The following is a 24,074-nucleotide window of genomic DNA, read 5'->3' on the forward strand; positions in this document are numbered from 1 at the left end:
CTTTCTGGGAGAGGGAGAGGGAGAGGGGGAGGGCGACGAATAAAGAAAAATGCTATTAATACTCCATACTCCCACTGATCAGCTATGCTAGTTTAAAGAGAGTAGTTAGGTTCGGTAGCAGCATTGGTTTCAAACAGAAGCGGTTTTTCCCTGATGGCCTTGACTGGGTTGTGTCCGATCTCCTTCTCAAAATGGCTGTGATCTTGGGAGACAATCCATGACGATTTACGTTGGTAATCTGGTTTATGAAGTCACGAAAGAGGACTTGCACGATGTATTCGCTGAATATGGCACGGTTATTCGCGTTTACTTGCCCGTAGATCGGGAAACTGGTAAAATGCGCGGTTTTGGTTTTGTGGAAATGTCCTCCGATGAGGAAGAAGCAAAAGCGATCGAAACTCTGAACGAGGCCGAATGGATGGGACGAAAGATGAGGGTCAACAAAGCCCGTCCCAAAGAAGATAATTTTGGCGGTGGTGGCGGTGGTGAGCGCAAAAACTTCGGCCGCCGCGAACGTTAAAGAGATTCTTGGAAAATTCCAGAAGCGGTTATCGGAAATAACCGCTCTCTTCTGGCCTTAAACCGCCGTTTTCCGTGACTCAAGGATGGGGTGGATGATTGTCCAGGCAAGGACGATAATTAAAGCCAAGATACCAAAACGAGCCATAGAACTAACTAACTGGTGCAAGGGGAACAAACGTCCTAAAAAGAAAGATAATGTCACCATAATCGTCGCCCACACCGTCGCCCCACCAAGATTACAGAGAAAAAAGCGACCGTAGGGCATTCGGGCAATTCCCGCCATGGGACCTGCAAAGATTCTTAACAGGGCGACGAAGCGACCGAAAAAGACCGCCCGGGGTGCATTTTTACTAAATTGATCCTTGGCTAATTCTAGTTTTTGGGGGGGAATCCGAAAGAATTTGCCAACTTTTAACAAAAACGGCCAACCCCCGGCGCGACCGAGCCAATAGCCAAAATTATCGCCTAAAACTGCTCCTGTAATTGCGCTGACTAAAACTAACCAATAATTTAAATCACCGCTGCCGGCAAGGAAGCCGCCGACAATGGTGATGGTTTCTCCCGGGATGGGAATCCCCGTATTTTCGAGGGTGATGCCGATAAATACTGCCCAGTATCCGTATTGGTGGGCGATTTCTTCAATATTTTCTAGGGATAATAGCTCTAGGGACATGGAGCGCTTTCTTAACAAAGGTTTACGAATATTCTAAGATATTTTTACAGTGTTTAACCGTGGCTGAAGATGACTTTTCCCAGTATTGATTTATTAGCAATTCGTCAGGGTCAGATAAAAGATTTAGCGGGTATGAATTTGGCAGGGGCTGATTTAGCGGGTGCAGACCTAGCAGGGGCGAATTTACGGGCAAATTTACGCGGTGCTGACCTGACAGGAGCAAATTTAAGGGGAGCAGATTTTCGGAATGCCGATTTACGCGGGGCAATTCTCCTCGATGCGATCATAACTGGGGCAAGTTTGGCCGGTGCTTTTTTAGCCGGGGCGGTTTTTAATCATCTAGATTTGTCCGGGGCGGATTTTCGCGGGGTCGATGGCCGGGGAGTGAGTTTTGTCGGGGCGATTTTAACCCAAGCGGATTTTACTAGCGCTAATCTGTCTGGGGCAGATCTATCGGCCACCGATTTAGAGGAAGCAATTTTTTTCGGGGCGGTTTTACGGGGAACAAATTTTACTGATGCCAATCTTCTTTGTGCTAGTTTAGCCTCGGCAGTAACCACGGGGGCAATTTTCGAGCGAGCTTGTTTAGAAGGGACAGGATTAACCTAAATGGCTGATAGGCCAAAAGCTGGCTCTACTGTTTTAAGGAAAACTTGCCAGTATAATTTGGGCAAATTGTGGGATAATAAGAAACTGTTTTTTAGTTAATTCTCCCCGGCCTCACTTTATATATGAATCGAGATTCTTCCCTGCTATCATCCCCCTCGGTGGCGGAATTCAAGCGCAATTCCTTTGATTTGGAGTCACATCTACAAAACTTTTTACAATTAGACCAAGAAATTTTACAAACAAAATTAGCCATAGCAAAAGATGCCTTAGCGGCCTTAGCTCATCAAGACTTTTCTTGGACAAATCCAGATTATTTCTATCAGGAAAAAGTCAAAGAAACCTATTTATTTGAATTATCCGCTTGGCATTTATCCAGTCAAGAATATATCGGGGAAACCCTGAGATTAATTGATGATTACGGTAGCGGAAAAGTCTTAGATTTTGGTGGCGGAATCGGTACTCATGCCCTAGCTGCTGCGATGAATTCTAGGGTTGAACAGGTGATCTATTGCGATCTTAATCCCCTACATCATGAATTTGTTCGCTTTCGTGCCAAGCAATTAAATCTCGATGCTAATAAGCTCTCATTCTATACAGAAATTCCCGATCAGCTAAAATTTGACACGATTATCTGTTTAGATGTCATCGAGCATTTGCCCTCACCTACAGCCCAACTTAAAAAGTTTTATGACTGGTTAAACCCGGGAGGAAAGCTAATTATTAACTGGTATTTTTTCAAAGGTTTTAATCAAGAATATCCCTTTCATCTCGACGATCCCAAAATTATTGAGAGCTTTTTTCAAACCCTACAAAAAGATTTCCTAGAGATTTTTCATCCCTATCACATTACCGTGCGCTGTTATCGAAAAAATCAAGCATTGCCCGAAGAAAATCAAACCAGAGGTTGATAGGCTGAAATCTGCCCCCCCAACCCCCCCCGACGTCGGGGGGGGGTTGCCTCTTGCCTCTTGCCTGATCCCAACAAGCAATTTAAATTCTTAACAGCTTATGACCTTAGATATTATCCCCGAAGGGGAAGAACGCAAAGTAGAAGCTGTCAGTAGTGCCGCTATTGATGGGGCTCCGATCGCCTATATTGTCGTCTTAGCGGCCATTGTCACTACCCTTTCTTTTATTCCCTTCTCCATTGTCCTCGCTTCCGGCGGTAGTATGCCCCTCAGTCAAGCGGTTTTTCCCCTTTTGGGTTGGTTACTCGGCCCGATCGCTGGGGCGATCGCTAGTGGCATCGGGGCTTTAATTGGGGCTTTCCTTGCCCCCTACACGGCAGGAATCCCCGCTATTTCGGTCTTTGGGGCGATTTTGTCTAGTTTTGTGGCGGGAACAATGGTTTTCGGCAAAAAACGCCGTTATTGGTGGTTAGGATTAACGTTAATTTTTCTGATTCCCCTGTTTATCTACGCTAACCGGGCGATCGGACTGAATGGCATTTCGCCACGAGTCTTTATCGCTGGGGCTTTCGTCGATTGGTCGGCCTTGGTATTATTTATCCTACCAACCCGGACTCTGTTTACCCATTGGATCAAAGGTAGCAATTTTGCCCTAGTAGCGGCGGGAATTTTTGGGGGGACTTGGACCGCCAGCGGCCTCTCCCATTTAGGGGCCGTGGCCATTACCTACTCGATTTTTAACTGGCCCGAAGAAGTCTGGATCGCTTTAATTCCGATCATTCCCGTAGAAAATCTGATTCGTTCCTTTGTCGGTATGGTGATCGGTTGTGGTGTCATTGCCGGTTTACGGGCGATCGGTCTGGTCAAATCACGGGAGGCGATCTACTAAATAGGAAGTTTTCCTTTTGGGGATTGGGGGATCGGGTGTCGGGAGGGACGCAAGGGCAAGAATTGCCTGGTTGCGTCCCAACCTCCAGGGAAAAAAAAGAGAACTAGCGTTTTAGCCAACTCATCATCGCCCGCAGATCTTGGCCGACTTCTTCGATGGAATGTTCTGCTTCTTGACGACGCATAGCGGTGAACCCCGGTTTACCTGCTTGATTTTCGAGGACAAACTCTCTGGCAAATTGTCCCGATTGAATTTCCAGGAGGATTTTTCGCATTTCGGCCTTAGTCGCTTCCGTCACCACCCGCGGACCGCGAGTATAGTCACCGTACTCGGCTGTATTGGAAATACTATCGCGCATTTTGGCCAAACCGCCCTCGACGATCAGATCGACGATCAGTTTCACTTCGTGTAAACACTCAAAATAGGCTAATTCGGGCTGATAACCGGCTTCTACGAGGGTTTCAAAGCCGGCTTTAATTAGAGCGCTTAAACCGCCGCATAATACTGCTTGTTCGCCAAAAAGGTCGGTTTCTGTTTCCTCGCGGAAAGTGGTTTCCAAAACCCCGGCCCGAGCGCCACCGATACCTTTAGCGTAGGCCATCGCCCGATCGCGTGCTTGCCCGGTAGCATCTTGATAGACGGCAAATAAACAGGGGACTCCTTGACCTTGTTCGTAGGTGCGACGGACGAGATGGCCCGGTCCTTTGGGGGCGACCATAACCACATCGACGTTAGCCGGGGGAACCACTTGACCAAAATGAATATTAAAGCCGTGGGCAAAAGATAACACCTTGCCTGCGCTTAAATTGGGAGCAATTTCGTTGAGATAAATCGTTTTCTGCACTTCATCCGGTAAGAGGATCATGATCCAGTCGGCAATTTTAGCGGCTTCGGCCACATCATAAACCGGAATACCGGCTTCTTTGGCTTTGATGGCCGATTTACTGCCTGGATATAGACCAACAATCACATTAACGCCACTATCCTTGAGATTTAATGCGTGGGCATGACCCTGGGAACCATAACCAATAATAGCGATCGTTTTTCCCGCTAATAAATCTAAATTGGCATCCTCGTCATAGTACATTCGTGCCATTGAACTCGCTCCTTAACTTCTTTTGTCACTGTGCAAACTCCTAATTATACGGGAAAATCACGCTCGTCAGAAGCATTTGATCGCCGGTTTCCAGGAGTCAGGAAAAAATAGTGCCTAGAAAAATGGCAATTTTCTCGAGATAATTGGCTAATCTAACCAGGGATTTGCCGAAAAAGTTTTTCCTGGAGGCAGTCCCGATGAAAAAATTTTCACCCCCACAGATGAAAGAGGTTTCTTTCCCTACACCCCACACCCCACACCCGACACCTCTTTCCAGTCAGGGTGTGGAGAAGGGGTAGGGTCGTTTCATTCTCTCAAATGTCATTCTCTCAAATCCTTATCTGACAACGTTTTTAGTCGATTTCTCGGAAATATATATCTGAAAATTTTTAAAAACGCCGTGCTTTGCTTGCCTCATAAGCGATTAAAGGTAGCAAAAATAAAGAAGAGAATGGCTCTTCTCGACTTTGTGTGATAATTTTTGCTTATGTAAGGTGAAATGCTTATCGGGCAAGACTTTAATCGCTATTTGGCAGATATTCTATCAGTATAGACCTCGTTTCCACACAGAAACCAGAAGAACCAAAGAATTAGATTCGGAGAATGAATCAGCCCTAGGGAAAGGGGGGGTATGATGGCAAAATTTTGACGTGGACTTGGTTCTTTCAGCAAAATTGATTACAATATCACTATCATTAAGCACTTCCCCTTCTCCTATCCAGTTAAGATTAACCTCGATCGGAACAGAGATAATCGGGTTAATATTAGTGCAGAAATAGCGGCTCTCCTCCTCGATTTTCACCTTTTCTGGCTGATTTACCCAGTTAGGATCGTTTATAGACTGATTTACTGCCTTGATCGACCCTAGATAAAATCAGGTCAAAAAATTATTGGCTTTGTTAATCACCAATCCCCTTAGGTCTGCCCCAGAAAATCTATGGTAAGTTTTTTAAAGAAGCTATTGACAAAAAAAAATCAAGGTGTTGGGTTAGAGATTACCCCAGAACGGATTAACGTCGCTCAGATCGCCAAACAGGGACAAAATTATCAATTAGTTAAATATTGCTGGTCGGATATCCCAGAAGGCATCTTTGAGGCGGGAAAAATCGTCGATTCTCCCGCTTTAGCGGAATTAATCCAAGAAGTCCTCAAGGAAAATAAAATTAACAGCAAACGAGTCGCCACTGGTGTGCCGATGCGCGAGTCAATTATCCGGATTATCCCGATTCCCTCGGAATTGGACGATCAGGAATTGCGCGATCTGGTCTTAAATCATGAGGCTAGTTTATACCTTCCCTATCCTCGCGAGGAAGTGGATCTCGACTACCAAAAACTGGGCTACTTTCAGGATGAAGACGGGATCGAAAAAGTGCAGGTTTTGCTGGTAGCCACTCGTCGGGAGATTACCGATGCCTATATGGAAACCTTCCAACAGGCGGGATTACAGGTAGATGTGCTAGAAATTAATAGTTTTGCCCTAATTCGGACGATTCGCGAACATTTGCGACAGTTTAGTTCCAATGAAGCTGCCGTTATTGTTGATATAGAATTTGATAACACGGAAATTGCCATCGTGGTGGACGGCGTTCCCCAATTTTCCCGCACTGTCCCCATTGGCACTTTCCAGCTACAAAATGCCCTCTCTAGGGCGATGAATTTGCCCACCTCCCGCAGTCCTGAGGTGCTTTTGGGTATGACAATCCCGATTACTGCCTTTGATAGTCTGAGCAGCAATACCGGCACTTCCGGAGCGGCTACTAACGCCGGGATGACGGCACTGATGCGGGTTTTAGGGGAATTAACCGATGAATTGCGGCGATCGATTAATTTCTATCTTAACCAAAGTGATGAACTGGAAATCGTCCAGTTACTTTTAGCCGGTCCCGGGGGCGGTTTAGCACAACTAGACGAATATTTTACTCAACGTCTCAGCGTCCCCACCATGGCCATCGATCCGATCGCATCACTGAACTTAGACACAACTCAAGAGATTCCTAATACCGAAAGACCAGGATTAGGAACAGTTCTCGGTTTAGGATTACGGGAGTTATAGAGAAAAATTATGTATAGTCTTGACGTTAATTTTCTTAAGGATCGCCATCTTAACCAAACGGGCAAAGAAACCGCTGCGGCCAAGATTTCCACCACTATTAATCTGCGTAAACAAACACCCCTGTTGATCGGTGTGGGAGTGGGGGCCGGATTATTGGCACTGACGGGATCACTCGGTTTAATCGTCGGTTGGCAAACCAGCGAAACTCAGGCCAAAATTCAGCAACTGGACAGGGAATTAGGTCAACTGCAAGTCCAAAGTAAAAAGCTAGAAGACCTGAGAGCGCAATTAAAGGCGGTGGAAGGAGACAATAAAGCTCTGGTAGGTGTATTTAATCAGATTAGGCCTTGGTCAGCCATTCTCCAAGAAATTCGTCAACAAACTCCCCCTACTGTCCAGCTAACCAGTGTGCAACAGGTGGAGTTTCCCTCAGTCCGCAATCAAGGGCAACCGAATCTGGCTACGCGCTTAAAAATCAGTGGTTTTGCCAGTAATTACGAAGCAGTCAATGATTATCTCTTAACCCTACAAGCTTCTCCTTTTTTACAGGGTAGGCAAACGGTGATCGAAAGTGCTGCCCTGGCCGATTTACCCGTAGAGGTGGACAATCAGTACAAAAATATTAATGTTACTTTCCCCCAAGTGGTTCAATTTGTGATCATCGCCCAATTAAGTGATAGTCCCACCACTGAACAACTGCCCAATCTCGCCAGGAATGGAGCGATCGGAGTTATCACTAGGATTAATACTCTCAAACGCCAAGGAGCCATTCAACCATGACCTTTACCGAAGAATTTGAGGATCGGGAATTAGAGGAATTTGACGAGTATCCCGTCGCTTTCGGGATAACTTTTACTCCCCGCAATAGTGGCATCGCTGTCGCTGTGGTGGGTTTACTTGGCTCTTTCTATCTGCTTTTTAACTGGGTGATGCCTGCTTATAATGCCTTGCAACAGTTGCAAAACGATGCAGCCGACAAACAACAACAGGTAGATCAACAAAAAACCGGTCTCAGTGCCGCAGAATTCCAAAAAATAGAGAGTCAGTTGCAAGAAAAAGAAGCTATTAAAGGGCAAATACTGTCGCTTTTTGCTAAAGAAAAGGACTTAAGCACTATTCTCTTAGATATTAGTAATATCTTTAAGTCTCGCAATGTTAAGCTGATTAGTTTTCAACCCCAACGACTAGAGCCGGTGGTGGTCTCCGATGGTTCCCTCGGTAGTGCGGCTAATAATAAGCTCAAACGTCAAACTTTTAACGTCAAGATGGAGGGGAACTATACTAACACTCAAGAGGTGATTCGGGATTTAGAAAGATTACAGCCACTGATTTTGCTAAACAGTCTCAATACCCAGATGGAAAAGCAAGGAGCGGCGGTTAAAGTGGTTAGTACCGGTAACAATAAAGCCACTATCGTCCCCGAACCGGATCAACCCGTGACCACGACTTTTCTTCTCGATGTGATTATTCCTCTCAGTGCCAAAGAACTGGCGAAATTAGTACCACCCCCAGCTGCTGAAGGTAAACCCCCCGCCAAAGGTAAACCCCCCGCCAAAGGTAAACCCCCCGCTAGTCCGTCCCCATAATAGTCTTCAATCCGGTGTGAGTATTGCGTTTTTTGTCCGTTGAATCCCCTAATCGTTGAGGAGTGAAGTTAAAGTGAATCCGTCCCGTTATGCCCTGTTTATCCCCCAAATTGCCTCGTTTTTATTGATGGCTCCCCTGAGCGCCCTGGCCGCAACCCCAGAATCCTTCCATGGTTCAGAATTAAAATCGGATACATCAAAAATTGAATTTTCCCAAGGGCTTAGTCAAGAAAATTTACAAAAATCGCCAAATCAGCTTGTCCCTTCCAGTGCGGCCGTAGAAAAGGAAATCAGCGATCGCATTTTAGCCAGGGAAAAACTGCTCGCCCAAAGTGCGCCCCTTGTCCCCAACCCCGAAATTATCATTCAGGGCGCACCCCAAGCCCCCGGTGTTCCCACCCTGCCTCGGGCTGTCGCCCCACCGGTGGGAGACATTGCCATCTCTAACATCGATGCTAGTGCCGAAAAGGTCAAATTCGAGCGTAATATCACTGTACCTCGTGTTTTATTGCGGGAAGCTTCCGCTAGAGAAGTGTTAATGACCCTTGCTAACTATGCCGGTTATAACGTCGTTTTCACCAGCGCCCAGGGGGAAACTAACGCCACTTCTCAGACAGTTTCCTTGGAATTTACTAACGAATCGGTGGAAAATATTTTTAACGCCGTGCTGTTAATTTCCGGACTCCAGGCCAACCGTCAGGGGACAACTATCTTTGTCGGGGCGCAATTACCCCAAGGCGCTCGTAATTTGATTAGCCGCACCCTGCGTCTTAACCAAGTTAAGGCCGTTAATGCCGCCACTTTCCTCGCCACCCAAGGGGCAGAATACCAGCGTTTAGTTACCAAAACCGAGGATATCGTCGATCCCCTCACCGGACGAGTCATCGGTCGCCGGGATGTTCCCGCCACCCTAGAGGCACTGAAACCCCAAAATACAGAAGGCTCAAGGGCTGCCCTACTTTTAACCGGTTTAAGAATTGCCGCCGATGATCGCCTTAATTCTATCAATTTAATCGGCGAAGCGCGGCAAGTCCAAATTGCCACATCTCTATTAACCCAACTGGATGCCCGTCGCCGTCAGGTGGTGGTTAATGTCAAAGTTATCGATATCAACCTACTCAATACAGACCGTTTTAACAGTAGTTTTTCCTTCGGGTTTAACGATGGTTTCTTCGTTCAAGATAACGGGGCGGCAGTGCTGAACTTTGGTAATATGAACCCACCAGGTGCCGGGACCGTAAGCAAACCGGGGGCTTTTGCACAGCCTGTTGTGCCGATTTTCAATATCATATCGGGTACGGGGACAGCAGAAATTCAACCTTTTATTGACATTCAGAATGGCGCTCCTTTTGGCCGTGTTAACCAAGGACCGAATGACTTTTCAGGGGGTCTAACACCCTACTCGCGCCCTAGTTTTGGTCGCACTGTTAACCCCTTCCAACCCGGTTTGAGTGATGTTAATATTGACCCAGAGACGGGAATAATAGAGTACGAATACGAACCCCCGACCCTATTCCAGTATCCCCAAAAATTCCTGATGACCCTGCAAGCGTCAATTCAGAGAGGAAATGCCAAGATTCTCACCGATCCCTCGCTGGTGGTGCAGGAAGGTCAACAGGCCACCGTTAAACTCACCGAGAAAGTGCTAGAAAGTGTCGAGACAAGTGTAGATCCTCTCAGTGGCGAACGCACCACTGTCCCTGTGCTGGCCGATGCTGGATTAACTTTAGCGGTAAACGTCGATCAGGTGGATGATAACGGTTTTATTTCCCTGTCGGTTAGCCCTACCATCGCCTCTCCGGGGTCTTCAATTCGATTTGATAGCGGTGGTCTCACTATCAACACCCTTACCCCTCTGATTCGTCGGGAATTAACTTCTGGTTTAATTCGTCTCCGGGATGGACAGAGTTTAATTCTTTCCGGGATTATCCAAGAGCGCCAACAGAGTTCTGAGGCAAAAGTGCCGATTTTAGGCGATATTCCCATTTTAGGGGCTTTATTCCGCAGTCGTAGCAATCGCACCGAGCGCTCGGAGGTGATTATTCTCCTCACTCCCAAAATTATCGAAGATACGGCCACCTCTACCCTCGGCATCAACTATCAACCGGGCCAAGATGCGGCGGAAATGCTTCAGCGTCAAGGTTTCCCCGTACAACCGCGACAGTAATTAGGGTTTGCGGCAAAAAGTTTTTCGTGCGGGCAGGGTGTGGCCCCCCCAACCCCCCCGACATCGGGGGGGCAGGTGGGGTGTAGGGTTTTACCGATTTTGAGGGGGTCAATTACCTAATTTTCAGGGAAAAAGTCCCTGAATTTTCCCCCCGATCACTGGCATATCCGGTACTTTTGGATTGACAAAAAGGTCTAAAAGCTCACCCCACAAGGTTTTTAGATTCATTCAGCAAACCCCAGATAAATTGTCTGTCGATTTGTATAGATTTGTAAAATTTAATTGACATTTACGACTATGTATGTAACGCGAATGTCTAATATCTGCACTTCCCCCGTATAAACATACTAGGGGTAAATTCGTCGGTCAGGTTGAGGCTACGAAACCCGACAGAAACCCTCAGTTGTTGGGTTTCACTTTGTTCAATCCAACCTACGCAAAAAGAGCGATAAATCCGATCAAGAGCGGGGTACAATACTCGAAAGAACGAAAGTTTCTGGTATTTTTTGAGTTATCTTTTAGAAGGCATGGTAATTTCTTTTTTACCACTAAAATAAACCGTCTCTATCCATAATTCTCTCGCTTCTTCAATATTAATCATCACTTCCTCTAAAGTTTCCCCCTGAGTAATACAACCATCTAAATCTGGAATTAACGCCGTGTATCCTCCTTCTTCTTCGGGATAAATTGAAATCGGATATTTAAGAGATAAAAAGTATTCTAATATTTGTTGTTCCATCAATAGGTCTAAATAGGTCTAACTGAGTCGCCAATTTGAGGGTTTTCAAAAGGTAACGTTTCGGATAATTCCCGTACTAGCAGTTTATTTAACAATTCACGATTTATTAGCTCGGATATTGGCTTTTTATCGTTCTTAGAATTCGCTCCTACGGCTCTTTTTAAGAATTTTCCTATCAAATCGGACGGGGTTTCTTGTTCTTTAAGCAATAACTCCAGCAATCTAGATCCTTTATTATTGCTTCTATCCGATTGTAAAATCGATATTTTTTCTTGAACAAAAGTAATTGTCCCCGTCCCTCTCACTAAGTCAAGATAGCCTAAAGACTCACCAGTCTGAGGATCTTTTATTTCCTCTTCGCTGGTATTGTAAACTAACATTCTTTGACCTTCTCGAATTCCACTAATTTCACCTCTATTGATCACTAATTTATAGTCGTCAATAACTTTGACAACTTTGGCGGGAAAGGTTCCTTTAGGAGATAAAATGGGTTTTTCGGCTACATTTTCCATATTTTCCTCTATGGTGAACTATGTTTTCTAAGAACGCCAGGTCTGACTCTGGTTTCTTGAATAATTTTTAAATCGTTACTCGCCAATCGATCTAGAATTACCTGATAGATTGTTTGAGGTTTGTCAATGATCGCGTGTATCTTGCCGTCCTTTGGATTAATATATTCAACAAAACCCTCTCCTATTAATCTTTCAAACCCATCTTCATCGGTATAATAAAAAGAGACAAGTAACTCGATCGTAAACAGACTAGAGGAATCAAGAAGGCATAAAATATTATTATTTCCTTGCTTTTGAGACCTCAAAATCCTGGGAGTAATTCCCTGTTTAATAATATTTTCTAAATTTTGGTTTACCTCCTGAAGTTGCTTAACTTCTGCCTCTAATTTTTGTTTCTGTCTAAGAAGTGTGTTAACAGCGCTTAACAAAGTAGCGATTAACAGCAAGGTGAAGAAACTGACAATAATTACTAGATCTAGAGGAATAGAAGTATTGAATGGATAACGAATTAAAGCAATACCTCCTAAAAATCCAAGAAGACCGAGTAAAACTCCTTGAATTTCGTTAAAACTAGACCAAATTAACCCCCAAAAGTTATTTTTCATGTTTGTTCAAAACTCAAGAGACCGGTGATTAGCCAATCTCTTGAGTCTTATCTATCTATTCTACTCGATTCCTTCGATGCGGTCCTCCACTTCTTGATAAAGTTCCTGTAAGCGGTCTAAATTCTCTTGAGAAGTTTCCCAGTAACCGCGACCATTAACTTCTAGCAGGGTTCCCACCATCTTGCGGAAAGAATTAGGATTGAGATTCATCAGACGCTGACACATTTCCTCATCTTGAATAAAGGTGGTGTTCACATCCTCATAAACCCAATTATCCACCGCATCAGCAGTTGCCGACCATCCCATGGTATTAACCAAACGCTTCGATAATTCTCGGACTCCTTCGTAACCGTGACTTAACATTCCCTCGTACCATTTGGGATTGAGTAACTTGGTGCGGGTATCTAAGCGCACGGTTTCCGATAAAGTACGCACCTGAGCATTAGCGGTGGTAGTATCAGCAATATAGGCCGCCGGTTTTTTGCCATCATCGCGTAAACTAGCGACAACTTTTGTCGGGTCCGAGTCGAAATAGTGGGAAACATCGGTTAAACTAATCTCGCTAGAATCCAAGTTTTGGAAAGTTGCCTCCGCAGTTTTTAAAGATGCTTCAAACAACTGACGATTATCGGCCATCATCCCGGGGTTATCAGAGTCGAAAGCAAAACCCTTGCGGTTGAGATACATATTCTGTAACTCTTTTTCGTCTTCCCAACTGCTATTTTCCACCGCGAGATTGATGTTAGAAGAATAGGAACCGGAAGCATTAGAAAAGATGCGGGTGGCTGCCTGTCGAACCGTTAAACCCATTTCTTTTGCTTGTTCAATAGCGTGTTTACGGACATAATTCATCTCCATCGGTTCGTTTGCTTCCGCGGCCATTTTTACGCCTTGGTCAAGCAAGTTCATCTGATTGATAAATAAATCCCGGAAAACACCAGAACAGTTGACCACCACATCAATGCGCGGTCTTCCTAACTCCTCTAGGGGGATCAATTCCAATTTATTCACCCGTCCCAAAGCATCGGGAACAGGACGAACCCCCACCATCCAGAGAATTTGTGCTAGGGATTCCCCGTATGTTTTGATATTATCAGTTCCCCAGAGAACACAAGCGATGGTTTCAGGATATTTACCGCCATTATCCAGTTTTTGCCGCTCTAACAGACGATCCACCACGATTTTAGCCGATTTTACCGCCGCTAGGGTCGGGATAGACTGGGGATCTAAAGCGTGGATATTTTTACCCGTTGGTAAAACTCCGGGGTTACGGATGGGGTCGCCACCGGGACCGGGAAGAACATATTCTCCTTCTAATGCTTTTAATAGGGCCCCTAATTCATTATCGGCACAGACCTGTTCTAAACAGAATTCTAGGTATTCAAACAGGGGTTTTAACGCGACCGGATCAACTTTTGGATAACCCATCTCCTGTAAAGTTTCGATCCAAGGCGATTTCTTGCCTATATTCAAGAAATTCAGCTTAGAAAGCATCGATACTCGACCTTCCGCGTCGGTTTGGGACTTGACTAAAGCGGCAACAGCAGCGCGAGTCGCTAGGGTGATGTTTTGCAGTAATTCCACATCCTCTAACACACCTCGATCGCTATTGCGATAAACTTCCTCTAGATCCCGGCCGATGCTGTTGGCAATAATTCGGGGTAAGGAAAGTAAATCGTCCTCTTCCCGGTCTAAACTGGCAATATTGACCAAAGTTGCCACCGCTTCGAGCGCCGAGGGGGGTTTCCCAATAACGTGAAGTCCGCAGGGAAGTAAGCGCGATTCAATTTCCATCAGTTTACGATAGACCGAACCGACGATATTATCCCGTTCCTCTTGACTGAGATGGGCAGTATCACCATCAGGTAAACTTATATCTTTGTCGAGATTGACTAAGCGACATTTATCAACAATAGTATTGACAATTTGCACCCCACGCCCACTATCTTTCAGGGTTTGGTAGGAACCGATCAACTCGCTCAGTTCTTTTAACCCTTTGTAAAGTCCAGCATTTTCTGCGGGAGGAGTAAGATAGGAAATAGTTTCCGCATAACTACGACGTTTAGCGATCGTCGCTTCGCTCGGATTATTAGCGGCATAATAGTAGAGATTGGGAATCATTCCGATGAGGTTATCCGGGTAGCATTCCCCAGACATTCCCATCTGTTTCCCCGGCATAAATTCTAGAGAACCGTGGGTGCCAAAATGGAGAACCGCGTCTGCTTTCCAGACTTGATTGAGATAGGTATAGTAGGCTGCAAAACCGTGGTGGGGACTAGCAGAACGAGAAAAGAGCAGACGCATCGGATCCCCTTCATAACCGAAGGTGGGTTGAACCCCGATAAAGACATTACCGAATTCTTTCCCGTAGATTAATAGATTTTGTCCATCACTGTTGAGATGTCCAGGTGGTGGTCCCCAATTTTCCTCCAAACGGACGGAATAGGGGGTTAAACGTTCGTATTCAGGTACAGACATCCGATAAGCGATATTTAGCTCCGGACTATGGTATTGTGCGGTGGCATCATGGATTACCGCTTCCATCAGTTCTCGGGGAGATGCGGGTAAGTCCTGCAAGTCATAACCATTATTTTGTAACGCTTGCATCACTTCGTAGATAGAACCGAACACATCTAGATAGGCTGCGGTTCCCACATTCCCTTTATCGGGGGGGAAACTAAAGACGGTGATGGCGACTTTTTTGTTTAGTTTCGGTTTCTTTCTTAGGTTAGCCCATTTTAGCGCCCGTTGAGCGATCGCTTCCACCCGGTCCTGTAAAGCGATCGCTTTACCCGTAGCCCCATCCCGGCCTGATAATATAATAGGTTCGATCGCACCGTCTAATTCCGGAATAGCAATCTGTAGCGCCACTTGAATCGGGTGTAAACCTAAATCGCTTTCTTCCCATTCCTGAGTGGTTTGGAAAACTAGCGGTAACGCGCACATATAGGGACGATTGAGACGTTTTAAGGATTCTATCGCTTTCGGATGATCTTGTCGCGCTGGACCTCCCACTAAAGCAAATCCCGTCAGGGAAATTACCGTATCAACGATGGCAACCGCTTCTACTCCTTTTAAGCTTTTATCCCAGAAGTATTCTTCTACGGGTTTGGAAAAGTCTAATCCTCCAGCAAAAACGGGAAGGACTCGCGCACCCATAGACTCGAATTCCTGCACGAGAGCGACATAATGAGCGTCATCACCAGTAACGAGGTGAGTTCTCTGTAAAATTAAGCCAACACAGGGAGCTAAGGGGTCTTTGAGGTCATCGGCAATATCACTGCGGTTATTGTACCAAGCGAAGTATTCCTTGACATCCTCGAACATTTTCATGGATAAAGGATGCCAGATACCCAGATCTGGATAAACTACCGGTTCTTTGTAAACTACACTGTCATCCTTGTTATCAAAGACGTACTTATCGGCCAACATTAACAGGAAATTCTCTAAATTTTCTGCCGAACCCCCTAGCCAATACTGGAAACTTAACATAAAGTTGCGTGCGTCCTGAGCTTTTTCCATGGGGAGGTATTTCAGGACTTGCGGTAAAGTTCGCAATAACTTTAACATCGCATCTTGGAAACCAGCGCCAGAGTTTGACCTGCGCTTTTTCATAAAATTAGCGATGACACTCTTAGACTGTCCCAATTGGGCCATGGAAAAGCTGCCTAATTTATTTAAGCGCATTACCTGGGGCATAGAGGGAAAGACGATCGCTGCGTCTAATTTATCCCGATGGGGACTGACAGCGGCCACAACTTTATCGGCTAAATCTTCGATAAAGATGAGAGAAGCAATGAAAATATTAGCTTTGGCTACATCCTCTTGAAAATTGCGATAATTTTCCCCATCGCGCAGTTCTTCGATTAAATAACCACTAATTTCGATCGCTAGTTTCCGGTTGTTAGCGTTGATTTCCCTGACCGCACTACTCAGCGCACTTTGGTACTGAGGTTCTAGCACGACATAGACCACCTTGACCAGCGATCGACCATTCAACGCGTCGGGAACTATGTGACGAATGGTGGACTTGACGTGAGTGAACATATATGATGGTTCTCCTTAGGATTGCTGAGTCTGGTATGAAGTGATTTTCGTCATCAGATGACGATCGCCCTTTGTTTAAGGTATTTAGATATATATGTTTCTGTTTTGTATCAGAAAATGTCACCCCAATGAGCATTTACTCTGGGTTTTGACACAATTTGATAAATATCTTGCCATATTTTGTAACAGATGGTAAAGAGCTTTCTGAGTAACTGCTCAGGCTTTTCTTTACAAAAATTAATATTTAATCTATTGACTTTTTTAATAAAAAGTGGTAACAAATAGCAACTCGGAGGAGATGTCCCTGTTCAAAGATGATCAGGGTTAGGATCTGATAATTCTCTGTAATTAATTAAATTATATTAATTTTCTTGAAAATACTTGACATTACCCCCCCCTATGTTATTTTTCGCAACTGATAATGTTTTTTTCTTTGTTTTGTATGTCCTTAAAAACCTCTGTAGCTGTTGCCGCTACCGCCATCGGTTTAAGTACTCTTTCCTTGGCTGCCCAAGCCGCTACCGTTCGTGTTCCTTTGACCTACGGTTCTGCGGGAACTGGTTATTTTGACATCGATGATAGTTTGTTAGCACCGAATACAAATATCAATTTTCCTGGTAACGTCAATGGCCTGCAAGGGTTTTCCCTCACCTTTACGGGTTTAGCCTCTAGTCCCTCGACAACCACCTTTACCCTAGCTAATTTAAACGATTGGGCCTTTCGCACCGACGGGACAGGAACAATTATTGATGCTAACTTTCGGAGCAGTGTCAATGCTGATGGTTATAAATTAGAGCCTCTTGGCGCTTTATACGCTGGGCTTATAGACCCCCTATCAGGTGTATCAGAGTATGACATCACGCTGGGTACTCCCGGTCCGGTACCGGTACAATCCACCCCTGAACCGGGTGGCGTTGTGGCCCTATTGGGGTTAGGGTTGGGTGCCTTGGCTTCTAGAGGTAAGAAACGGGGTTAATGAGAGGTGAGGGTGCAAGCAGTTCGATAAACTCACTGACCACCTTGCACCCCTAGAGGGTTTCATCGGGATTAATGCCTAATTCTCTTAATCTTGCCGTTAATTGCTCAATTTTTTGTAAAGCCAGTTCTTTTTGTTGTCTTTCATGTTCCTTTTGCTGTAAAGCCAGTTCTTTTTGTTGACGTTCAGATTCTTTCGCGTGTTTCTCCAGAATAGCGGCTTCGACCGGTGTTGGGATTAACTGACCTTTAGGACTAAAATAACGGAATTTATCGGCGTAGATCCTATTATTTTCAGTAATCGATCGACAATGTTTTTTAATTGGATAAGTAGGTGGGTGGAATTAAATATAAAATGAACGTAGGTTGGGTTGAAGCATGAAACCCAACGCCCGCATGGGTTACGCTACCGCTAACCCATCCTACAAATAATTGTGCCTACCTACTTAACTTTACCCTATTTATTAATTAATCCTGTTTTAATTCCCTTGAGTATAGCTCGATCGGAAACTGTTCTTGTTCGAGAAGTCAGCGATCCTAATTATCAAAAACTGGTGCAGTACGCTCAAAATCAACAACTTGATCGCCTAGCCATGGCCGATATAATTCAGAATATCGCCGCTCAATTTTTAGGAGCAAAATATCAAGCAGGATTACTCGATCGCTCTCCTACAGAAAAATTATTTATCTCTTTAAAAGAGTTTGATTGTGTCCTCTTTGTGGAAACAGTTCTCGCTTTGAGTCACAATTTTGCTTTAAAAAATTATCAGTATTCTGCTTTTAGTCAACAGGTTTTAAATCAGCGTTATCGCCACGGTATTCTCGATGGTTATTGTAGTCGTCTTCACTACTTTTCCGATTGGATTAATGACAACCAAAAACGAGGCAATCTAGAAAATATTACTCAAAAATTAGGTGGAATTACTCTTGACAAAAAGCTCAATTTTATGAGCAAAAATCGCCCTCTATATCCCCAGTTAAAAACTCAAAGTAATTACGATTGTATTCAACAGGTAGAACGAGGATTAGAAAGTTTATCCTTAACCTATATTCCCACCGTTAATATTAAAGGTATTTACCCACAACTACAAGCTGGCGATATTATCGGTGTCGTGACTAATATCCCTGGTTTAGATACCACCCATACCGGTCTAGTTTATCGCTTTCCCGATGGCAAAATTGGCTTAATTCATGCCTCTCCTGCTGGTCAAGTTACCATTGCTAAAGACCTAGAAAAATATATCACTAAAGTGGACAAAGCCATCGGTATTTTTGTCGTTCGTTCCCTTGATCCAAGAAATAGGTAGATAGGGAGCGAGAGCAGCAGAAAAAAAATTATGACCCCACCCTCTTGTTCATCTCAATTTAGGTGTTCAATGTCGGTAATAATCGGTAAAATTACCGTGATCTTTGTGCCTTTTCCTTCCTCACTTTCCAGGTAAATTTGTCCTTTGTGCGCTTCCACACAGCGTCCGACAATGGCTAATCCTAATCCCGTTCCTTGAATATTATCGACATTGCTACCGCGATAAAAAGGTTTAAATAAATTTTCTTGATCTTTGCTGGGAATACCAATTCCTCGATCGATAATTTTAAAGACTACCTGCTCAGATTCGACGATAATCTTAAATTCTATGGGGTTTCCTTCGGGTGAATATTTGAGAGCATTTCCTAGTAAATTTGTCAAGATATGTTTAATTAAATTAATATCCCAAAGTCCTCTTTCTAAGCTGCCCTCAACTTGAAAAATAATTGCTGATTGCAGCTCTGGCTTAACAATAAAAGATTCTACCAATTTCTGACAATAATCCAGTAAATCCACCGGATCAAATTGACAGTATAATCTCCCGGAATCGGCCCGGCCAATTAATAACACTTCTGTGAGCAATTGATCCATGTCTTTAATGGCCGATCGAATCATGCGAAAATAGCTAACTTGCTGATCTTTTGTCAACCGATCGCGACTTTCTTCTAATAATCCAGCCGAGAGTAAAATTTTATTTAAAGGATTGCGAAAATCGTGGGATAACATGGAAACAAATTCAGTTTTTAACTGATTTAATTCCTGAGCTTTTTCCAGTTGATTAGTGCGTTCAATCACGCTCATTTTTAAAGCTTTGTTGGATTCTCGTAAAGCTTCCTCCATCTGTTTTCGCTCGATCGCATAACATAGCGATCGAGTTAAAATTTCTAAACTTACTTCTCTTTTAATTAAATAATCCTGCGCTCCCTGACGTAGTGCTGCCAAAGCTAAATTATCATCATTAGTATTAGTTAAAACCACGATTGGCAATTTCGGAGCCGTAATCAAAAGGGGAGCTAAGGATTCCAAACCCTGACTATCTGGTAAAGTTAAATCTAATAAAATTACATCAAAATTTGTTTGTTGTAATAGAGAAATCGCCTCGGACAGTCTTGACACATTAACCAGATGAAATTCTTTTTTTTCATTACCCTTAAGAATTTCCTTTAATAATCGAGCTTCGGCTAAATTATCCTCGATTAAAAGAACTTTTATATCCTGCGAGAGTCCCATTTTTTAATCAAGAGTTAAAGAGATTTGGGAGGTTAGGGATTTGGGAGGTTAGGGATTGGGAAGTGGGGAGGTGGGGTGTGGGGTGTGGGGTGTAGGGTGTAGGGAGGGGGAATTATGAATTATGAATTATGAATTATGAAGTGGGGTGTGGGGTGTGGGGAGAATAAATAGAAATAATCTCCTGACTCCTGACTCCTGACGACCGCCTCCTGCCTCCTGACGACCGACTCCTGATAACTGATAACTGATAACGATTCACTCCCCGGGTAAAGTAGCGGTTTCTAACCAAAAAGCCTCGATATTTTTGACAATTTTGAACAAATCGTTGAGATTGCGCGACTTGGTTATATAACAATTAACGTGCAGTTCATAGCTATAAAAAATATCCTCCTCGTTGCGAGAAGTGGTTAAAACCACCACAGGAATTCTTTTTAAACTGGGATCGTTTTTGATTTCCGCTAATACCTCCCGTCCGTCTTTTCTTGGTAAATTCAGATCGAGAAGAATCAGATTAGGACGGGGAGAATCGAGATACTCCCCTTCTCGACGCAGATAATCCATGGCGTTGACACCATCCCTAACGATAACTAATTCATGCGGGACGGTGCTAGTTTTTAATGCCTCTTGGATGAGGCGAATATCAGCTTTGCTGTCCTCCACTAATAAGATAATTTTGTGTGGCACGTCCTCGCCAGCGCTCACGCTCGTTACCTCCTAGGGGAATTGTAAAATAGAAAACCGCTCCTTTGCCTAATTGGGATTCTACCCAAATTCGTCCGCGATGACACTCGATAATTTTTTTACAAATCGCCAAACCCATACCTGTGCCGGGGTACTCGTCGCGGGTGTGCAGTCGTTGGAAAATCACGAAAATGCGTTCGGAAAATCGGGGATCGATACCAATTCCATTATCGGTGACAGAGAACAGCCATTCCTCCTCTTGACGTTGGGCAGCAATATGAATAGTGGGGGTTGCTTTTCCCCGGAATTTAATGGCATTACCGATGAGATTTTGGAACAATTGCATTAACTGGGTTTTATCTGCCATGACAATTGGCAAAGGATCAACGGTGATTATAGCTTGACTTTCCTGAATTCTCCCTTTCAGGTTAGCGAGAGCTTTTTCCAGTGCCAGATTAGCATCAATGGTATTAAACTCTACCGCCTGCATATCCACTTTCGAGTAAGCCAGCACATCATCTATTAATGTTTGCATCAAACTGACACCTTCGACGGCAAAAGTAATAAATTCTTTAGCATCTTCGTCCAGTTCTTCGGTGTAGCGCATTTCTAGCAACTGCACATAGTTGGCGACTTGATTGAGGGGTTCCTGTAAATCGTGGGAAGCGACGTAGGCGAATTTTTTTAATTCGGCGTTTGATAGTTCCAAATCCCGCGCCAAACGGGCCAATTCATCGGCTTGTTTTAAGATGATATTGACGATCGCTTTTCGTAATTCTAGTGCGGCGTTGATTTCTACTGCTTTCCAGGGTAAAGATTTGAGACGAACGGTTTCTTTCCAGAGGGAGAAAGATTTACGCGGACAGAGACGAATATCACCATCTATGGCAGTCGTTTCGATCGCTTTACCCGGATCACCACCCCAGTTCACGGTTTGAATTACTTCTGGACGAAACCAGAGGAGATAATTACGTTTAGAAATGGGAATTGCTAGTAAACCACTGGCAATGTCTTTAAACTTACCCCCATCGGCATAAATTCGCGGTAAGGAATTGGTATAGTAAACATCTTCATGGACGTTTTTTTCTAGCCAAGTAATCAGATAATTTAGTTCTTCTTCGCTCGGTGTTACTCCAATTAAGGTATAATTGCCGCCTAAACAAATAGCGGATCCTGTGGCTTTAGTTAGATCGAGCAGATTCGGTTTATGGGCAATTAATCCATCAATAAAGTTATTAGCTTCCGCCATATAATCGATTAATTGCGATTGCACAAAGTTTAATTTCACTCGATAGTCATAATCCTCGGTTTCTTCCCGTGCCGATATTTCCGAAAAAATTACTCTTCCTAAAAACTCACAAGCTTTACGGAGTTCGTAGGGTACATATTTGGGGGTACGGTGATGACAGGCAATAATGCCCCAGAGACGTTTATTTTCAATCAGAGAAATGGTTAGAGATGCTCCCACTCCCATATTATGCAGGTATTCTAAATGACAGGGAGAAGCACTTCTAAGACTGGACAGGGTTAAATTTAAGGGTTGTTGGGTTTCGGGATGAAGAACAGGCACTAGATCGACGGGTTCAGAGGTAGCATCGGGAATCTGTCGAATCCAATTAGCACTTAATAAATTTCGTGCCGGGAGAGGGATATCGGAAGCGGGATAACGTAAACCGAGATAGGGTTCTAGTTGCTCTATTTTGTCTTCTGCTATCACATCACCGTTATCTTCTTCGTCGAATTTGTATAACATAACTCGATCGAATCCTGTCATTTTTCTGACTTCTTTAACGATGATATTACAGAAATCTTTCAGGCTACGGGTGGCTTCAAGTTTATCGATCGAAGTTTTGGCTAGGTGATAGAAACTCAGGAAAGGAATGTTTTCATAGGAAATAGCTGGTTCTAACTCTAAAATCAGCATTTGTTCGGCGTTGCGGTGAAAAATAGCATCAAAGACGGCAAAATCATCCCCTTTAACCCGCGCCCAAATTTTGGAGGGATTGATAGCATCAAAATCGTTATTTTCTATGGCTGATTTTAGAGGATCGATCTGAAAGGGATCGAAGATTTCCTCTAGGGTTTTACCGATAATTTCCCCCGGAGAAATACCCAATAAACTGCGGCTATTACTGCTGGTTTGGCTGACTTTTAGCTCCGGTTCGCTGAGAACTAAAAGCACCCCGTGCGGTTGAATTCGGTTATAGAGATGGATCGGTTCCCGTTCGATCGAAGTTGGGTTAATTGTCTCGGTTATAACTTCCATGTGTATTGCCCCCAGAGGATTTTTGCCAAGTTGAAAACTCTTTGTTTATTAAAACTATTTCTTCTCACTTTCGGGGGGCGATCGAGAATAAATTTACTTCTCTTAATACTAGGCCATCAAAAGTAATAAAACTTTAATTAATCAGTTATCTACTGATCGAGCAGTTCTGTTCAGTTCCCTTTATTATAATCAGTTTTTCTCTGAGAATCTATGGTAATTTGTTAAGAATTAAAAGTTAATGTTACAAGGGACAGATAATTCTTAATAAAAATATATGGTAGGGTGTGTTAGCGAAGCGTAACACACCAAAATCTAAGATTTAAATACGATAGCAACCCTTTTTTGTTAATTACCTGGAGGTAAAATTTTGAACATTTCTGCAAGCTTATAACTATTTACAAGGAGACTAATTGGCGGATTAATCTTTTGTGCTTTTTCTGGAACTATTTTTGTGAAAAATTCCCATAACTTTTGGGATATATTGTTCTTGGTTTCCTTATCTTCACCTTCGACTTCATTAATTCCCACCTCGGTGAGGGTAGCCAAAATTTCCTTGCGAAGACCATTATAGCCAACGATGTAAAATTTGTTAAGAGCTTCCAGGACTTCATTTAATTTAATCAGCAGAAATTGTTTAAACTCTTGCGTAATTTTGCTATCTTCAATCATTTGAATTAAACCTAATATTTCTTCCCTTAACCTATTCAAATCCTCTTTGCTTAAACATATTTCCTCAAAATCTTCTACACAAGAAGGAAGCCAATATAGAGCTTCCCAGTCAGGAGAGTTTAGTGGCTCTCCGAAACCTAACCAATTCTCGTGAACTCTTGACAATAAACTAATTAATTTATACTTAATTTTTTCCATAAGTTTTTTATAGGAAGACTGTTTTCTTGAAGGAAAATATTGTAGTTGATCTTCTATGTGATAAATAAGCTGTAGTAATTGAATCAACCCTTTCTGAACAGAATCAGTGTCATTTTTCACTTCCATTGCTCTTGCTAAAACTGCTTGAACTGATTCGTTAGTTTCGTCTTGAGAACATCTTTGTAGGATAATTAATAAACGTTCGGCTGGATTATGAATCGGTAGAGGAGATGATTCCATAAATTTTATCAAAGGCTAGATTGGTTATATATAGAACAATAGTATTGTAACTTATCATTTCTATTTTTACAGCAAGTTTGAGAGCCTATTTATGAAAAAAATG

20 protein-coding genes are annotated in these 24,074 nt (G+C 43.6%); 10 read left to right on the forward strand and 10 right to left on the reverse strand.

The genetic code is table 11. The features are described 5' to 3' along the window. The first annotated feature begins 217 nt into the window (after positions 1 to 217). Positions 218 to 520 carry an RNA recognition motif domain-containing protein gene (locus MICAI_RS01250; protein WP_008196662.1) on the forward strand — a complete coding sequence of 101 codons (303 nt, stop codon included), beginning with the start codon at positions 218 to 220 and terminating at the stop codon, positions 518 to 520. Between the two features lie 57 nt (positions 521 to 577). Here the strand turns inward: MICAI_RS01250 and MICAI_RS01255 are convergent, their stop codons facing one another. Next, on the reverse strand, positions 578 to 1,195 hold the full coding sequence (locus MICAI_RS01255; protein ID WP_002734739.1) for a DedA family protein: 618 nt from the start codon (positions 1,193 to 1,195) through the stop codon (positions 578 to 580). A gap of 69 nt (positions 1,196 to 1,264) precedes the next feature. Between MICAI_RS01255 and MICAI_RS01260 the strand changes: the two genes are divergently transcribed. From MICAI_RS01260 to MICAI_RS01270, 3 genes are all read left to right on the forward strand, one after another. After that, on the forward strand, positions 1,265 to 1,804 hold the full coding sequence (locus MICAI_RS01260) for a pentapeptide repeat-containing protein (RefSeq protein ID WP_008196668.1): 540 nt from the start codon (positions 1,265 to 1,267) through the stop codon (positions 1,802 to 1,804). Between the two features lie 122 nt (positions 1,805 to 1,926). After that, positions 1,927 to 2,712 (forward strand): class I SAM-dependent methyltransferase, encoded by a 786-nt coding sequence (locus MICAI_RS01265; RefSeq protein ID WP_008196670.1) that lies wholly within the window; start codon positions 1,927 to 1,929, stop codon positions 2,710 to 2,712. Positions 2,713 to 2,812: 100 nt separating this feature from the next. Continuing rightward, entirely contained in the window at positions 2,813 to 3,601 is a 789-nt protein-coding gene (locus MICAI_RS01270; RefSeq protein ID WP_008196672.1) for a hypothetical protein, read from the forward strand. 103 nt (positions 3,602 to 3,704) lie between these two features. Here the strand turns inward: MICAI_RS01270 and ilvC are convergent, their stop codons facing one another. Beyond that, positions 3,705 to 4,697: a ketol-acid reductoisomerase gene (gene ilvC / locus MICAI_RS01275; RefSeq protein WP_008196674.1), complete on the reverse strand. Its 993-nt coding sequence runs from the start codon at positions 4,695 to 4,697 to the stop codon at positions 3,705 to 3,707. A gap of 937 nt (positions 4,698 to 5,634) precedes the next feature. Here ilvC and pilM point away from each other — a divergent pair. From pilM to MICAI_RS01295, 4 genes are all read left to right on the forward strand, one after another. Next, positions 5,635 to 6,750 (forward strand): type IV pilus assembly protein PilM, encoded by a 1,116-nt coding sequence (gene pilM / locus MICAI_RS01280; RefSeq protein ID WP_008196678.1) that lies wholly within the window; start codon positions 5,635 to 5,637, stop codon positions 6,748 to 6,750. A gap of 9 nt (positions 6,751 to 6,759) precedes the next feature. Next, the gene (locus tag MICAI_RS01285; RefSeq protein WP_008196679.1) at positions 6,760 to 7,530 is read left to right on the forward strand and encodes a PilN domain-containing protein; all 771 of its coding nucleotides are present in this window, start codon (positions 6,760 to 6,762) and stop codon (positions 7,528 to 7,530) included. After that, positions 7,527 to 8,336 carry a hypothetical protein gene (locus MICAI_RS01290; RefSeq protein ID WP_008196681.1) on the forward strand — a complete coding sequence of 270 codons (810 nt, stop codon included), beginning with the start codon at positions 7,527 to 7,529 and terminating at the stop codon, positions 8,334 to 8,336. Before MICAI_RS01285 ends, MICAI_RS01290 begins: the two co-directional genes overlap by 4 nt. 73 nt (positions 8,337 to 8,409) lie before the next feature. Then, complete coding sequence (locus MICAI_RS01295; RefSeq protein WP_008196683.1) at positions 8,410 to 10,503, forward strand: secretin N-terminal domain-containing protein; 2,094 nt, start codon at positions 8,410 to 8,412, stop codon at positions 10,501 to 10,503. 511 nt (positions 10,504 to 11,014) lie between these two features. Here the strand turns inward: MICAI_RS01295 and MICAI_RS01300 are convergent. From MICAI_RS01300 to MICAI_RS01315, 4 genes are read right to left on the reverse strand one after another with little or no spacing between them, the layout of a single operon-like run. Continuing rightward, positions 11,015 to 11,242: a type II toxin-antitoxin system HicB family antitoxin gene (locus MICAI_RS01300; protein WP_008196685.1), complete on the reverse strand. Its 228-nt coding sequence runs from the start codon at positions 11,240 to 11,242 to the stop codon at positions 11,015 to 11,017. Positions 11,243 to 11,250: 8 nt separating this feature from the next. Further along, positions 11,251 to 11,754: a hypothetical protein gene (locus MICAI_RS01305; RefSeq protein WP_008196688.1), complete on the reverse strand. Its 504-nt coding sequence runs from the start codon at positions 11,752 to 11,754 to the stop codon at positions 11,251 to 11,253. 8 nt (positions 11,755 to 11,762) lie between these two features. After that, the gene (locus tag MICAI_RS01310) at positions 11,763 to 12,359 is read right to left on the reverse strand and encodes a hypothetical protein (RefSeq protein ID WP_008196690.1); all 597 of its coding nucleotides are present in this window, start codon (positions 12,357 to 12,359) and stop codon (positions 11,763 to 11,765) included. A 60-nt stretch (positions 12,360 to 12,419) separates the two neighbouring features. Beyond that, positions 12,420 to 16,406, reverse strand: a complete 3,987-nt coding sequence (locus tag MICAI_RS01315) for a magnesium chelatase subunit H (RefSeq protein WP_008196692.1) — start codon at positions 16,404 to 16,406, stop codon at positions 12,420 to 12,422. 442 nt (positions 16,407 to 16,848) lie between these two features. Between MICAI_RS01315 and MICAI_RS26720 the strand changes: the two genes are divergently transcribed. Next, positions 16,849 to 17,382 (forward strand): PEP-CTERM domain protein, encoded by a 534-nt coding sequence (locus MICAI_RS26720; RefSeq protein ID WP_039899372.1) that lies wholly within the window; start codon positions 16,849 to 16,851, stop codon positions 17,380 to 17,382. Positions 17,383 to 17,815: 433 nt separating this feature from the next. Then, positions 17,816 to 18,688 (forward strand): N-acetylmuramoyl-L-alanine amidase-like domain-containing protein, encoded by an 873-nt coding sequence (locus MICAI_RS01325; RefSeq protein WP_008196696.1) that lies wholly within the window; start codon positions 17,816 to 17,818, stop codon positions 18,686 to 18,688. A gap of 53 nt (positions 18,689 to 18,741) precedes the next feature. Here MICAI_RS01325 and MICAI_RS01330 read toward each other — a convergent pair whose 3' ends face one another. From MICAI_RS01330 to MICAI_RS01345, 4 genes are all read right to left on the reverse strand, one after another. Continuing rightward, positions 18,742 to 19,917 (reverse strand): hybrid sensor histidine kinase/response regulator, encoded by a 1,176-nt coding sequence (locus MICAI_RS01330; protein WP_008196697.1) that lies wholly within the window; start codon positions 19,915 to 19,917, stop codon positions 18,742 to 18,744. Between the two features lie 255 nt (positions 19,918 to 20,172). Next, a complete protein-coding gene (locus MICAI_RS01335; protein ID WP_002758488.1) occupies positions 20,173 to 20,619 on the reverse strand; it encodes a response regulator in 447 nt (148 codons plus the stop codon). Beyond that, complete coding sequence (locus tag MICAI_RS01340; RefSeq protein ID WP_008196709.1) at positions 20,558 to 22,864, reverse strand: sensor histidine kinase; 2,307 nt, start codon at positions 22,862 to 22,864, stop codon at positions 20,558 to 20,560. Before MICAI_RS01340 ends, MICAI_RS01335 begins: the two co-directional genes overlap by 62 nt. A 345-nt stretch (positions 22,865 to 23,209) precedes the next feature. Next, entirely contained in the window at positions 23,210 to 23,971 is a 762-nt protein-coding gene (locus MICAI_RS01345; RefSeq protein WP_008196710.1) for a hypothetical protein, read from the reverse strand. Positions 23,972 to 24,074: the final 103 nt, after the last annotated feature.

The organism is Microcystis sp. T1-4 (assembly GCF_000297435.1).
Classification (GTDB): Bacteria; Cyanobacteriota; Cyanobacteriia; order Cyanobacteriales; family Microcystaceae; genus Microcystis.